This is a genomic window from Siphonobacter sp. SORGH_AS_0500 (assembly GCF_002838835.1).
Lineage (GTDB): Bacteria > Bacteroidota > Bacteroidia > Cytophagales > Spirosomataceae > Siphonobacter.
Genome location: NZ_NHPP01000002.1, coordinates 229,840 through 244,761, shown reverse-complemented (window position 1 = coordinate 244,761; position 14,922 = coordinate 229,840). Strand labels below are relative to the sequence as shown.

Here is a 14,922-nt window from a genome sequence, read left to right as displayed (position 1 = left end):
TTCAGTTTTGTTAGGAAAAAGTCATGTTGTTTTAAACATTGACTAGCTGAGCTACGCGGTGATATCCTCCACTGAAAACGGAAAACCGTAAACTGAAAACTCTAAAATGGAATTTTTCGGTTGTTGGTGCTTAGGTTTTTTACGGCTAGTGATAGTACGAAAAAGAGTACGGCAGCCAGTAAAAACATTTCAAACCCAAAGCCAAAAAAGACACTTCCGCCCTGATCAAAGTAGCGTCCCAGTTCGGGATGGCCTTTGCGGCGGGGAATTTCCTGGTCTGCTTTCTGGGAGCAGGTAACAATCGCTACAATCATGGTTAATACCGCACTGCTACCCAAAACGAGTAACCAGGTCGATGCTTTGGCATAACGAACTTTGTTCATGCCAAAGTAATAAGCTCCAATCCCAATCAGCACAAACACCACCAGGGTGGTAGTCAGGGAGGTTAACAAATGCTCATCATACAAATCATCCAGAAGCGAGCGTTCGGTAAAGAGAGCGTAAAAGTCGTAAAGCAGATTTTCCATTAGTGTAGATTGAGCGTAATCGTAAAGTAGGTATTGGCTTGCTGAGGGTTATAGGCTTTCTCGATGCCCCGGGTAAAGTTCAGGATTCCAAAAGTCTTTTCCGAGAAATCATCCGACTTAGGGTTACTATCATCCTGCGTAGTGGTTTGGGTAATCCAGCTGGGTGGAAACTTGCGTTTCAGTCGGAGCGTAATTTCCCGTTTTCCCCCACCCTGTGGTTCTGCGGTAGTTAGTAAAAACTTGTGCGTGTACCCTTCCGGGCCCTTTTCGGCTACGATTTTCTGAATTTTAAACCCTTCATCTGATTCTATTTCGTACGACTTAGGGTCTGTTTTATAGGAATCAGGTAGATAAAAACCGCCCAGATCAACGCCAACGGCCAGGGTTAAGCCGCGAGTTTTGCGGTCGGCCTCAATATTTTCAATCGTGTGAATAGCCTCTTTGCTTTCTTTTCGTTCCTGACGACTTTGCTCAAACTGTCCGGCCTGTTCGGCATCTTTCAACAGAATGGTATAGAAAGGAACATTATCGCTTGCACTGGTGAAGTAATGAAACGACTCAAAGCCGGGAAGGTCTTTGAAACGGGCTAAAGACTCAAACTTTTCATCCGACAGTAAGGCTTTCATCGTAGCATTATTCGCCATCAAAGCGATGTAATACGGACGAGAACCATTGTAAGGCTTGCCACCCCCGTTGTGCGGGTAATAAGTTCCTTTGAAGGCTCCGCTTAACTTCAGGATCAATAACGATTTATCTTTCGTTTTTCCGGCAAAAGTCGTTTGCATTAAGGTCTCGACATCCGCCAGAATTTTAGCGGAAGACTGAGCCGCCGTTGATTCCGTCGAATAAATCAGATCCGAGAATAATACGCCTACTTCTCCTTCTTTCAAATCCGAAAGAATGGTCTTGAAAATCAGACTAAAGTCGGTGTGGCGAGAATCGCCTTTGTCTTTTGCCAGCGTAAAAACATTCGGCTGTTCTACTAACTGCTGGAAGTTAACGCCCATTGGGTACACGTTATCATTCACCACGAACAATTCCGTCGAGCCGGGTTTCTGGGCTTCGAAAGGCGTTAATAAATTCTGTAAAGCTTCGTCAAATTCACCCGTACTACCCGCCGCATCGTAAGGAAACATACTGCCACTGGCTTCGAGGTATAACTTGGCTTTTAAGTTTTTAGGGGCGGGTTTATCAGCCGGAGCTTCCGTCACTGACGCTGTTTCGGTAACAGGGTCAGATTCGACCCCTTGATTCCCCCTTTTACGACCACCGTCGTTATTGCACTGGGTTAATAAAAGTACCGAAGCTGATAATGCTGAAAAATAGAAGGTTCGTAACCAGAGAATACGCATAGATTTCAAAATGCTTGTGGAGGGTTTCTAAACTCCCGAACTAGAGAACGACGCGAACTTGTTCGGAATTTTATGAAAGTACAACTGAATTGATGCCTAACTCGCATAAAAGCCATTTGAGCGAACAAAAACCCGTATGGATGGCTAATATAAAGTAAAACCCCGCCTAGTTGGGCAGGGTTTTTAAGATAGGTATTATATTTATTCAGGAAGTTTTTTCTGTCCGAAAAAAGTAGCCTAGTATTTAAAAGCAATGCTAGCCGAAACGCTGGCAGGTTTCTGTACTTCAACCGTCGTCCAGCCTCTCCAATATTGCTGGTTTGTAAAGTTATCAGCCTTCAATGCAAAACGGAACGCAGGCGTATTGTAGAACAGAGAAGCATTCAGAACCGTATACGCAGGGATTGTGAAAACACCCGTTGCCGCAGAATTGGTTATTCTATTTTTTCCGGCGTAGTTACCGCCTACGCCAATCCCAAAACCTTTCAAAGCTCCTTTTGTGGGGCTGTAACTAATCCAAGCATTCACCAGATCGGCGGGGCCTGCTCCTACAGGTCTTCGCCCCACACTTCCAGCATCAGTTTTCTCGTTTTTGCTATCATTGTGACTATAACCCGTAATAAGATTCAGTCCGGGCAATAGGTTTGCCGTAATATCTACCTCAACCCCTTTGCTAGAAACGTTACCGTCCTGAATCGTATAGCTTACACGATCAGGATCCGGGCGAGTTACGTTAGTTACGTAGATGTCATAGTAGCTCACATTACCTGATAGTTTGCCTTTCAAAATCTCCATTTTCAAACCACCTTCCCACTGATTCGCCTGCTGAGGTTTGAATACACTCACTGTTCCGTCGGGCTGAGTGGTATTGCCCACGTTACGAAAGCCATTCATGTAGTTACCAAAAACGGAGAGGCGATCTTTCAGAATTTGATAAATCAGCCCTAGTTTAGGGGAAACGGCGTTTTGGGTATAGGCTCCTGAGGTAACTCCGGTGCTTACATTATAGCTTCCTTTATTATCAAAGTGATCAAAACGCAGACTCGCCATGACCAGTAACTGATCCGTAATGTTTAATACGTCGGAGGCATATACGCTGTAGGTAGAGGCATCCGTAGTACTTCTGGAAGGAGTTCCAGTAGCCAGTTTTGCATCGACAGCCGAGCGGGTCAGACGCCCGTAACGAGGATCATTCACCCGAACGCTATTCACGTTGTCAAATAAAACATAAGATGAATAATTATTTGACTTCACGTTCAGGTAATCCAAACCAGCGACCAGACGATTTCTCAGGCTTCCAATCTTGAAATCACCAATGAAGTTTTGCTGAATATCCGTGGTGGTACTCGTAGAATTCTGATCACCCACGTAACGACTCAACAGCGTATCCGTTGGAACTCTCGTTGCATCCAGGAACATTACGTAAGAATACACACCAACCGAACGGCGAACACTCCTGGAAACATTCGTTTGGGAAGTCCACTGATCCGACAATTTATAGTTCATCTGACCATAGACGTTAAGCGTCGGCGTCTTAACGGTAATATCGTTAGCAGTGAATGAGCGATTCCAGTCAATATTTAATTCCTGAGGAGTTCTGGCAATTAGTTGACGTGAACGATTTAGAAATACCATCAGAGGATTGGTAGCTTCCGATGTATATAATTCAGTATTCAGGTGGAAAGTCAGGCGATCAGAAACTTTATAAATAATTGAGGGAGCAACAAAACCCGTACGTTTAAAACCAGCATCTTGGAAGCTTCCTTCATAGTGATAGGCTCCGTTGAAACGGAATAATACCTTATCTGTCAGAGGAGTGTTAATATCAGCCGTGAGACGGTTCAAACCAAAACTTCCGCCGGTATACGTAATTTCACCGCCTTTCGTTTCGTAAGGTTTTTTGGTAACCATATTGATTAACCCGCCAAAATTAACCAGGCTTCCGCCGAAAAGCGTACTCGAAGGACCTTTGATGAGTTCAATCCGTTCGATATTGGCAGGGTCCAGCCCACCGTTCGACAAACCCGCAATTCCGTTAATCATGCTGGCCTGAAGGGTAAAGCCACGCATGGTAAAATACGCCGCACCATCTCCCCCACGTCCGGTTGAAGTCCAGAGCTTGTCAATACCGGGAGCATTTTTCAAAGCGTCATCAAAGTTGGTAATGACCTGCTCCTTTAGTAACTCTTTCGAAATCGTGGAATAGACCTGCGGGTTTTCCAGGTTTTTGATGGGAAGACGAGCCACAAATTCACTCTCCTTTTTACCGTATTTGTTAGCAGCCGTGACGATTACTTCCTGCAATTGCTCCGACGTTTCTTCCAGGGTAAAGTCGGCCTGCGTGGTTTCGTTTTCACGAACTTCCACCTGACGTTCCTGCGTCTTTAAGCCGATAAAACTAACCCTGAGTGTATACGTACCTACTTTTATTTTTTCGAAGGCATAACGCCCTGACTCGTCCGTAGTAACTCCGTTGGAACGACCTTTAATGGTGACCGTTACCTGCTCTGAAGGTTTTCCATCCGAACTGGTAATTACACCCTGAATGCGGCCAGATTGTGCCCAAAGTCCCGTACTGCATAGCAACAGCATTAAAGACAAAAGGTAGTTGTTGTTCATGGGATCTATAAAATCGCTAGATGATTAAGAAAGAAAGAGGGCAACCAAGGGGCCTTCATAAAAAAAGCCCTCGCAGAACGAAGGCTTTTTCCTAATAACAACGAGCAAAAAAACGATGGAGTGCTTAAGATGTAAAAGCTGTCCCCTAACCATTAGTCCATCTTAGACACCACAAAGGAAGTACATTATTTAGATTCAATCCAAATAATTTTGAAATAATTTTTATTCAATCTAAATAATTTGTTCTGATCAGGATTTGTGACCTATCTTTGTAGAAGATTTTCACGCACGATTAAATCAGTACTTCCTTGAAAGATTCTTTTACCCTTCATGAACTGTACCGTACGGCTAAAGGCTTTACGCAACAATGTGATTTGACCAATCGGATTATTTTAACTTTTGGAGAACAGGTTATCGCTTTTCGTTACCTTGATTTTGTCTCGTTCCGTCGTAAAGTAGACCGCGTGAATCTGCACGACATGATTTTCAATCTGGATGATGCCTATGATTTCGAAGTAATCGAAGCTCCCAAATCCAATCAGCAATTAGTGCTGACGCTCTGTGATCTGGTTCAGTTACGTGACTTACTTTCAGGCACTCAGTTTGCTTTAGATTTAAACTCTATGCTTCACGAAGCTTTGTATACCTACGCTTCCTAAGCTAGAAAGACATACCTGCTTTTAAGATAAGGCCCGATTGGATTCGTTCAATCGGGCCTTATTTAGTTTTATAATGAGATTCTTTCTAAATTACTCTTTTTCAACTAGTTAGTATTGCTTTCTGTCCTTGCACCCCTACTTTTGTGGTGTAGAAAGTCTTGCACACTTCTTAAAAAAGCACAAGACCATAGCAACGAGCATACTTTTTTGAACTATCTCATTAGAAACATAATAAAGTACCCATGAAAGATTTGCAACGCCTCCGTACCTCATTAAAAGAGGAAGTTGAATTAGCATTAAATGCACAAGTAAAAATGGAAGCTGAGGCTTCTTCAAAATATTTGGCCATGGCTTCATGGTGTGAAGTAAATGGTTACCTGTACTCTGCGAAATACTTCTACAAACAAGCTGAAGAAGAGCGTGAGCACATGTTAAAGATTTTCCACTATCTGGCAGACCAAGGCGTGATGGCTTATTCACCAGAAGTAGGACCCGTTCCTCACGATTACCCTTCGTTCCGTAGCATTTTCGAAGCGGCTCTGCAAAGCGAAATCAACGTTACGCATTCCATCAACCGTCTGGTTACCCTTTGCCGCCGGGTTGAAGATTACGCAACAGAGAACTTCTTACAGTGGTTTGTGAAAGAACAAGTAGAAGAAGAAATCAACGCTCGTCGTGCTCTTGAACTCTTCGACGTTATTGGCGAAGAAGGCACGGGTCGCTTCCAAATCGACCGTTACGTGTACAAAATCACTCATCTTGACGTAGAATAGTCCTTTTTATCTCCTGAAAAAGCCCGCACTTGCGGGCTTTTTTTGTATAAATCTGCCAAAATTCGGGTATTTTAAAAGTTGAGTAAGGCGATTTGCCGCGTTTTACAGAACTTAGTACCCACATTATCATTTTGTAGCCTAGTATGCTTTACTATCTTTTCGACTATCTCGATAAAACCTTCAATTTTCCGGGAGCGGGGGTTTTTCAATTTTTAACTTTCCGGACGGCAGCGGCTACAGTTACGTCATTAATTATTGGAATTGTTTTTGGAAAACGAATCATCTGGTATTTGCAACGCCTGCAAATCGGTGAATCCATTCGTGATTTGGGCCTCGAAGGGCAAATGCAGAAAAAAGGAACCCCTACGATGGGTGGTTTCATTATCCTGCTGGCCATTGTCGTTCCGGTACTGTTGTTTTCCAAGCTCGATAACATATACGTCATCCTCTTGCTTATCTCTGCCGTCTGGACTTGTCTGATTGGCTTCGTGGATGATTACATTAAGGTTTTCAGAAAAAATAAAGAAGGCTTACCGGGCCGATTCAAAATTGTGGGTCAGGTTGGAATCGGGCTTCTCATTGGGTTGACCATGCATTACTCCCCGGATATTAAAATTCGGGTCTATGAAGAAGCACGGATTAACACCCCGACGGGCTTTGCCGAACTTCGGAAATTTACGGATACCAAGGAATTCCTGACGAACGTTCCTTTTTTCAAAAACAACGAAATTGATTATTCAAAAATCCTGCCCGACTCGATTCTTCCCGACGAATACACCTGGATTTTATACACCCTCATCGTCATCGTCATTGTAACGGCGGTTTCCAATGGAGCAAACATTACGGATGGAATTGATGGTCTGGCGGCGGGTAACTCCATCATTATCGGCCTGACCCTGGGGATTCTGGCTTATTTATCAGGGAACAAGATTTTCTCTCAATACCTGAACATATATTACATTCCGCTTTCGGGCGAACTCGTCGTCTTCTGCGGAGCCTTTGTGGGAGCCTGCGTCGGCTTCCTTTGGTACAATACCTATCCGGCCCAGGTTTTCATGGGAGATACCGGCAGTTTGATGCTGGGTAGTGTGATTGCTACGCTGGCCATTGTGTTACGGAAAGAGCTATTGATTCCGATTTTATGCGGTGTTTTCCTGATTGAATCGCTGTCGGTTATTTTACAGGTGAGTTACTTTAAGTACCAAAAGCGGCGTCATGGGCTGGAATATGCCAAGTTGCACCGGCTTTTTAAGATGTCGCCTTTACACCACCACTATCAGAAATCGAACATTCCAGAACCTAAAATTGTCATGCGTTTTCTGATCATCAGCATTATTCTGGCCGTCTTTACGCTGGTTACGCTGAAACTTCGGTAATCACGTTTCAAGTACAAGAAAGCCTGATGAAATCATTTCATCAGGCTTTCTTGATTTAGATCTTAATCAGAAATTCATTCAGATTCTGTTCAGTTGGCAAATCCAGTTTGCCTCGCAACCGATACCGCTTCAGTTCTACACTTCTTACGGTAATGTTCAATAAGCGAGCAATTTCTTTACTGGATAGATTCATGCGGAGATAAGCCGCCAGCTTTAAATCACCAGAGGTCAGATTGGGATACGAGGCAAGCAATTTCTTGAAGAAGTAGTCGTGCACATCATTGAAATTCGACTCGAAGATGTCCCAGCTATGCTCGTCAGCCAGGTTTCGGTCAATGAGCTGCACTAAAGATCGATACTGCTTTGTACCCAAATCAGGACCCATTTCTTTCCGTAGCTTATCCAGTTCCTCTTTGATGGTTTCGAGTAACTCGTTTTTATGTAACAAGTTCATGGCTGAATTCGCTAGCTCTTCTGATTTCCGATCTACATCTTTTTTTAACTGTTCATTTCGAATTTCGGTTAGCGTCTGCTCATTACGCCGTTGTTCGTCTTCCAGTTGCTTCTGCATTTTAGACTGAATTCGCTGCTGATGCGTTTGAATTCGCTTCAGATAAATCTGATAAGTTACCCAAACGCCGATGGTAATGATCAGTAAGTAAACCAGCTGACTCCAGATATTCCAGTACCAGGGCGGGCGAATTTCGAAGGGTAAGGCTGTCTCTTCCCCCGAAACCGACGAACGCACCTTTAACACGTAAGAGCCCGGTTCCAAAGGGCCGGTATTCAGCTCATTACTTTTCGTCAAAGCCGACCAGTTCTGCATTTTTCCTTCGATCAGATACTGATAGGAAATATCGGCTTCAAATTGAGTGGAAGCATAGGTAACTGAGAGGTTGTTCTGCCAATACTTGAGTGTAAGCTCATTCGCAGGCTGATTGGGATAAAAACGGCTGAGAAATTTCTCCGCTGCTACTTTCCGAATGTTAGGCCGGGCATACGGCAACTTATTGCCATGATTGATGTAGGAAACGGGCACCATGGAAAAGCCATCATCCCCACAAATCAACAGAGTTTTCGGGTCCAGGCTTACCACATTTTCGTAGCCTTCCACCCACTGCACGTGCTTTAAGTATAACTCAGAGATTCGCTGTCCGGGTACCCAATAAGCCAACGACCCGTTCGACCGCAACACCATGTATGATTTATAATCAATAGGAAAAATGTTTTTAATCCCCTGATTACCGAGAATAGGAATCGTACTCAGACTGAATTTCTGAAGATAATACGCCCGCCGTTGCGTGCTAACCACTGGCTCTCCTTCTACTTCAGATAAAACGGCATCCTGAAAACCTTTGATGGAAATATTACTGATTACTTTCCTGAAATCAGCAGACAACTTGATGGCCCGAATGCCCCGGTATTTCTGCTTTAGCCAAAGTGTACCATCTTTTAATTCCAGGATGTTATCAGTTAAAGCAAAATCACCCGATAGCGTATGACTGAATTTCCACTGTCCGTTTTCCTTGCGGTAAATCACTAAATCGGTGTACGTTCCCTGAATTAATACGTCTGGATGTTGAGCAAAGGCGTGAATTACCAGTCCACCCGTCAGATGGGACAACTGACGAAAGGCGTTGCCTTCCAGCACGAACGTCCCTTCATTATGACCACAGAATAACTTCCCATCAATTACTTCCAGATCCCAAACCTGTCCCTGGCTCCCGGAAACCATCTGTATATCGGGCCCATTTGAGCCATTCTTTACCTTAAATACCCCATGATTAGTCCCTACGTATACTTCATTTTCGTAAAGGGCCGCATCATAGACCGTTCCCAGCAAACCATACTGATCCTGATAATGACGAACTGGCGAACTAAACAGAATGGCATCAATTCCATTATCGGTTCCCGTCCAGACATTCCCGTCGGCATCCAGATGTAAGGCTAGAATGGTATTGTTCTGAAGTCCTGATTTTTGATTCAGATACGAGCGAATCTGACCGTTTTCATCGGTAATAATGGCCCCATTCAGCACTGAACCGTAGAGGTACGTATGTTCATCAATTCGAATGGCTTTATTCAATTGATTTACTGCCAGAAACTGACTCGCCGGCGTATGCTGGCGAACGAATTGCCCCTGCTCATAGCTATACATGGCCCGATCCGTACCAATTTGTAGCGTATTGCCCCCAGCCTTGAGTATACTTCTCACCCATTCTTTTCCCAGAAACTCGCTGCCTTTTACAAATACAAATTGTTCGTCGATCCATTCATAGAGGCCTTTCTCAAAAATCTGAACGAACAGACGATTGTCAATCTGAAAGGCATAAAACACATTTCCGGGTGTTCGCAGGGTAGTTATCTGGTTGTTCTGATAACGATACAAAAAAGCAAAAGAATGAAAATAGACGGCATCCTGCATCGGTAAGATATTCCATATTTCTTCCTGCCGGGAACGCTTGTCTTTCTGCAAAGGGGTTAACGAATGATACTTTAAACTTCCTAACGAGTCTGCCAGCCAATACCCAAACTCCCCCAAAGCTCCGGTATAAATCCGATTATCGGCCACCGCAACAGAGCGAATGATCTGACGCTGAGGAAGTACATAGTTTTTCCAGGTATGACCATCATATTCCAGCAAGCCTTTGGAATTGCCCACATACATGAATCGAGTGGCCGGATTTTGGGCAATACTCCAGTTTTGACGCTGGGCCTGATAATCATTGGCCGAAAAATGGAGCACTGCTGGAAGGCATAGCTTTTGTAACTGATCGATATATCCCTGTCCGTAGCCACTTATACTCCAACACCATAGAATGATGAACCACCGCACGGCCTGATTCGCTATCATTCTTTCTCTAATCCATTCTTTCACTATCTGAATGCTATTTATAGCCAATTCTGAAAACAATTTTCTCATCAATAAGTACAAATATGAAAGAATGATGTGGTCTATACAAGTCCCTGAATCAAAATGATGTGGTAATGATGTGGTGCTTTATTTGGGGTCACCTACTTGGATATTTTAATTTTGCTCATCAAATAATACAATTCCTTAACATGAAGAAAGCTTATTACTTGTTGCTTTGTATGCTATTCCTAATCCTGACTCAAGGTCATGCTCAGGAGGCACGTCGCATCACTGGCCGAGTAACCAGTGCCGACGACAATCAGGCTTTGCCCGGTGCTACTATCGCTATAAAGGGTACAACCCGTGGTACCAACTCAGATGCTGAAGGACGTTTCTCCATTAATGCCAATGCAGGAGATGTTCTAACGGTAAGTTTCGTAGGAATGAAACCAAAAGAAGTTACCGTAACTAATGCAACGACTGACGTAACGATCACACTGGAATCGGACGCTTCTACTTTAAACGAAGTAGTAGCCATCGGTTACGGTACGGCTCGTAAGAAAGATTTAACCGGAGCAGTAGCTTCCCTAAAAACGGCCGATCTGGTCAATCAACCCGTAGCTTCGGCAACACAAGCCATGCAGGGTAAATTGGCGGGGGTTCAGGTTACTTCTTCCGGAGAACCCGGTAGCGTACCTACCCTTCGTATCCGCGGAACGGGTACGTTGCTCGCTGGTGCAGATCCTTTATACGTAGTGGATGGAGTAATTACGGATGATATTCGGAACATCAACCCTCAGGATATCACTTCAATGGACGTACTTAAGGATGCTTCAGCAACGGCCATTTACGGGATGCGTGCAGCAAATGGGGTGGTTTTAGTAACCACCAAACGCGGTCAGTCGGGTGCTATTCGTGTGACGTACGATGGTTACGTTGGGGTTCGTCAGGCTTCGCGTAAAGTGCCTATGGCGGGTTCTCAGCAATACATTGATTTCTCAAACGAGGCATTAATTCGGGCTGGTCAACAACCTTCTTTCACGAGTGCTGATATTAAGGCGAATACCAACTGGTTTGATGCCATTACCCGCACGGCTTTGGTTCATAACCACAACATCTCTTTAGCGGGTGGTTCTGAAAAAAGTACGTATTTTCTGAGTGGAGGTTACCTCTACGATGATGGGATTCTGAAAGGAAACGGTTACCGCCGTTTAAGCCTTCGTGCCAGCAATGATTATCAGATCAGCAAGTCCTTCAAAATTGGAGCTTCGCTTAACCTGGCTCAGGAGAATAACGAAAACAAGCCTTACTCCGCTTTTACCAGTGCTTACAAGCAGGCTCCTATCGTTCCGGTTTATAATGAAGATGGCAGCTATGGTTATACCCTTCGGAACAACGTAGCCAACCCCGTAGCTCAGTTGAATTACACGAACGATCATACCACTAGCTTACGTTTACAGGGGGTTTTATTCGCCGAATGGAACCTTACCGATGATCTGAAATTCCGCTCTAACTTCGCCGTTGAAAACCGTTCTTTCAATAACCGCAAATACAATCCGGTTTATGTAGTATCGGGTAATCAGCAGAACAATACCAGCCAACTGACGCTTCGCGATGATAACGCCAACCGCTGGGTTTGGGATAACACGTTAACATATACCAAAACGTTCGGCGAGAAGCATAACTTCAATGCTCTGGTGGGTTTCACGGGCGAACGTTACAAAACCAGTTTCTTCGGTGGTTCTCGTCTGAATGTTCCGAATGATCCGAATTATTGGGTGCTGAATTTGGGTACGCAGGCTACGGCTACGAATGAAAACGGCATGGGGCTGGAAAGACGTTTGTCCTACTACGGTCGCTTAAACTATAACTACGATGATCGTTACCTGTTAACCGCTACGATTCGTCAGGATGGTTCGAGCAAGTTCCTTCGAATAACCGCTCCAGCATTTTCCCATCCGTTGGTGCGGCGTGGCAAATTGGTAACGAGGAGTTCATGAAAGGTCAGAACCTATTCTCTACGCTGAAACTGCGGGCTAGCTGGGGTCAGGTAGGTAATGACAAAATCGTTCCGAACGCCTTCTTATATACGCTGACTTCTAACCTGGATTACCAAATTGATGGTCAGTTAGCTTCTGGTTATACGATTCAGGATATCAAGGATTTGAACCTGCGTTGGGAAGTAACAACGGAGAAAGATTTAGGACTGGAATTTGGTTTGCTGAATAACCGTCTGACGGGAGAAGTAAACTACTACGATAAGCTTACCCGTGACGCTTTGATTTACAAGCCTATTGATGCCATTTTCGGTGATAATGATTCACAATACTTAACCAACGCGGCTGACATCCGTAACCGTGGTATTGAGTTTGGCTTGAACTGGAATGAAAAGAAAGGCGATTTCCGTTACAACGTTGGCGTTAACTTAACGATTAACAATAACAAAATTGAACGTGTGAACGGCGGTCTTCCCATCCAGGCGGGTAGCTTAGGTAACGGTCAGATCACAACTCAAACCGCGGAAGGACAGCCCATCGGTAGCTTCTATGTATATCAGACCAATGGTATTTTCCAGTCACAGGCTGAGTTAGATGCCTACCCGCACATTTCATCAGCGAAAGTAGGTGATCTTCGTTACGTAGATACCAACGGTGACGGCATCATCAATGGCAATGACCGGGTGTACAAAGGTTCGTATCAGCCTAAATATTACTTCGGTTTGACGGGTGGTTTAAGTTACAAAAACTTCGATTTGAGCATAACGGCTGCGGGTAACCTGGGTAACCAGATTTACAACGGTAAGAAAGCCCAGCGTTTGGTAATGAAAACATCGAAGCTTCGGTAACGAACTGGTGGTCGCCATCCAATACCTCCAGCACGAACCCTCGTCCTTCAAACGACGTAGCTCTGGCTTCTGATTATTACATCGAATCAGGTTCCTACCTGCGACTGAATAACATTTCGTTAGGGTACACTTTACCTAAAACGTTAACAGATAGCTGGAAAATGCAGGGTATTCGCGTGTACGCTACGGCTCAAAACCTGGTAACCTTCCAGAAATTCTCAGGCTTTACTCCTGAGCTTCCCGGAAGAACACTGGCGAATAGCACTGATCAGACCGCAGGTACATTATCCTCAGGTATTGAACTGGATGCGTATCCAACACCACGTACATTCCTGTTAGGCTTAACTGTTAATTTCTAAGGTACGACCTCGAAGGACTAGGCTTCATTCATCCCGGTATAGTCCTGAAGACACAAAAGATACGATACAATGAAAATCAATAAATATATTTTAAGAGCTGGACTTTTCGCGGGACTTACCCTGAGCGGAACGGCTTGTAAGGATTTCCTGGAAGTAAAGCCTCAGGGCGAACTTACTCCCGATTACCTTTCTATTGACCCAGAGGCTTCAGAAGGGATTGTAACGGCGATTTATAACAAAATGCTGGACTGGAATATCCACTCTTTCTCGTGGATTGGGATCACCAGCATTGCTTCGGATGATGCCGATAAAGGCAGCGATCCCGGAGATACGGGTTCCGATAAGAACGAACTGGATGGTTTCACCTTCTCGGCAACGAGTGGTTCGTTCAATGACATCTGGCAAGGAAACTATCAGGGTATTGCCCGAGCTAATCAGGCCCTTACCTACCTGCCTAACCTGACCATTGAAGAGGCTACGAAAAACCGTCTGATTGGTGAATCGAGCTTTTTACGGGCGTATTTTTACTTCAATCTGGTTCGCACGTTTGGTGGCGTTCCTCTGATCACCAAGGTTCCCGATCCTACCAATGAGGATGATCTGAAAGCAGGCCGTACCCGGGTAGCGGCAACGCAAATTTATGCGTTGATTGAAGCCGATTTGACTACTGCTATCAATAACCTTCCTGAAAAAGGGAACACGCCTGTAGGTCGTGTCACGAAAGGTGCTGCCCAGGCTCTGCTGGCTAAAGTTTCCATGTATCAGAAGAAATGGGACAAAGTACTGGAGCTGACGAATACGATCATAGCGGGTGGTAAGTACTCGCTGGTAGAAGATTATTCAACGATCTGGCGTGAAGTAGGCGAAAACAATGCTGAGTCTATCTTTGAAGTTCAGGCTCAGGGAACTACGCCTAACAAAGGTATCAATAACTACTCTACCTGTCAGAGCGTACGTGGTCAATGGGGCTGGGGTTTTAATACGCCATCGGCTGATTTAGAGAAAGCGTACGAGGCTGGTGACAAGCGAAAAGACGCTACCTTTATGTACCCTGGGGAGACGCTTTGGGATGGTCAGAAAGTGTTAGCCTCGGCACCTAACCGGGCTTACAACCAGAAAGCTTACGTAAGCCGCGTGGCTGAAACGTATAACGGTAATGATTCAGAGACAAATAAAAACATGCGTATCCTGCGTTTTGCAGAAGTGTTATTAATGAATGCCGAAGCGGCTAATGAGCTGGGTCAGCCAGCTAATGCTTTGATTTCATTGAACAAAGTACGCGTTCGGGCAGGTCTGGCGGCTTTAACGACGACCACTCAAACCGACTTACGCATGAAAATCTGGAACGAGCGTCGTGTAGAATTAGCTTTTGAACATGACCGTATGTTTGATTTACGCCGTCAGGGTCGTGCGGGTACGGTTCTCCGGGCTTTGGGCCTTCCTTACGTAGATGGCAAACACGATTTGTTTCCCATTCCTCAAACGCAAATCGATTTGAGTGGTAAGGCTTTAACTCAAAATCCTGGCTATTAATCGCTATTGGACTGGACCGTAATTC

11 protein-coding genes are annotated in these 14,922 nt (G+C 44.7%); 7 read left to right on the top strand and 4 right to left on the bottom strand.

Annotated features, from left to right (window positions below; all coding sequences use genetic code 11):
- Positions 1–101 precede the first annotated feature (101 nt).
- The 3 genes from BWI96_RS03125 to BWI96_RS03115 all read right to left on the bottom strand — a co-directional run bounded on the left by BWI96_RS03125 (position 102) and on the right by BWI96_RS03115 (position 4,498).
- Positions 102–527, bottom strand: coding sequence for a hypothetical protein (locus BWI96_RS03125; protein WP_106635235.1), 426 nt, complete (start codon positions 525–527; stop codon positions 102–104).
- A complete protein-coding gene (locus BWI96_RS03120; protein ID WP_106635234.1) occupies positions 527–1,879 on the bottom strand; it encodes a hypothetical protein in 1,353 nt (450 codons plus the stop codon). The genes BWI96_RS03125 and BWI96_RS03120 overlap by 1 nt, the downstream gene beginning before the upstream one ends.
- Positions 1,880–2,116: 237 nt before the next feature.
- Complete coding sequence (locus BWI96_RS03115; RefSeq protein ID WP_106635233.1) at positions 2,117–4,498, bottom strand: TonB-dependent receptor; 2,382 nt, start codon at positions 4,496–4,498, stop codon at positions 2,117–2,119.
- Positions 4,499–4,806: 308 nt separating this feature from the next.
- Here BWI96_RS03115 and BWI96_RS03110 point away from each other — a divergent pair, with 308 nt between their 5' ends.
- The 3 genes from BWI96_RS03110 (at position 4,807) to mraY (ending at position 7,306) form a co-directional block, all read left to right on the top strand.
- Complete coding sequence (locus BWI96_RS03110; protein ID WP_106635232.1) at positions 4,807–5,157, top strand: hypothetical protein; 351 nt, start codon at positions 4,807–4,809, stop codon at positions 5,155–5,157.
- A 242-nt stretch (positions 5,158–5,399) separates the two neighbouring features.
- Positions 5,400–5,930 carry a ferritin gene (locus tag BWI96_RS03105; RefSeq protein WP_106635231.1) on the top strand — a complete coding sequence of 177 codons (531 nt, stop codon included), beginning with the start codon at positions 5,400–5,402 and terminating at the stop codon, positions 5,928–5,930.
- Positions 5,931–6,073: 143 nt separating this feature from the next.
- Entirely contained in the window at positions 6,074–7,306 is a 1,233-nt protein-coding gene (mraY, locus tag BWI96_RS03100) for a phospho-N-acetylmuramoyl-pentapeptide-transferase (RefSeq protein ID WP_106635230.1), read from the top strand.
- A 55-nt stretch (positions 7,307–7,361) separates the two neighbouring features.
- Here the strand turns inward: mraY and BWI96_RS03095 are convergent, their stop codons facing one another.
- Positions 7,362–10,160, bottom strand: coding sequence for a two-component regulator propeller domain-containing protein (locus tag BWI96_RS03095; RefSeq protein WP_157830197.1), 2,799 nt, complete (start codon positions 10,158–10,160; stop codon positions 7,362–7,364).
- A 209-nt stretch (positions 10,161–10,369) separates the two neighbouring features.
- Here BWI96_RS03095 and BWI96_RS03090 point away from each other — a divergent pair, with 209 nt between their 5' ends.
- The 4 genes from BWI96_RS03090 (at position 10,370) to BWI96_RS03075 (ending at position 14,897) form a co-directional block, all read left to right on the top strand.
- The gene (locus BWI96_RS03090; RefSeq protein ID WP_157830196.1) at positions 10,370–12,160 is read left to right on the top strand and encodes a SusC/RagA family TonB-linked outer membrane protein; all 1,791 of its coding nucleotides are present in this window, start codon (positions 10,370–10,372) and stop codon (positions 12,158–12,160) included.
- Positions 12,157–13,005 (top strand): TonB-dependent receptor, encoded by an 849-nt coding sequence (locus tag BWI96_RS03085; protein ID WP_106635227.1) that lies wholly within the window; start codon positions 12,157–12,159, stop codon positions 13,003–13,005. The genes BWI96_RS03090 and BWI96_RS03085 overlap by 4 nt, the downstream gene beginning before the upstream one ends.
- Positions 13,006–13,166: 161 nt before the next feature.
- Positions 13,167–13,364, top strand: a complete 198-nt coding sequence (locus BWI96_RS03080; protein ID WP_106635226.1) for a hypothetical protein — start codon at positions 13,167–13,169, stop codon at positions 13,362–13,364.
- A 69-nt stretch (positions 13,365–13,433) separates the two neighbouring features.
- The gene (locus BWI96_RS03075; protein ID WP_106635225.1) at positions 13,434–14,897 is read left to right on the top strand and encodes a RagB/SusD family nutrient uptake outer membrane protein; all 1,464 of its coding nucleotides are present in this window, start codon (positions 13,434–13,436) and stop codon (positions 14,895–14,897) included.
- Positions 14,898–14,922: the final 25 nt, after the last annotated feature.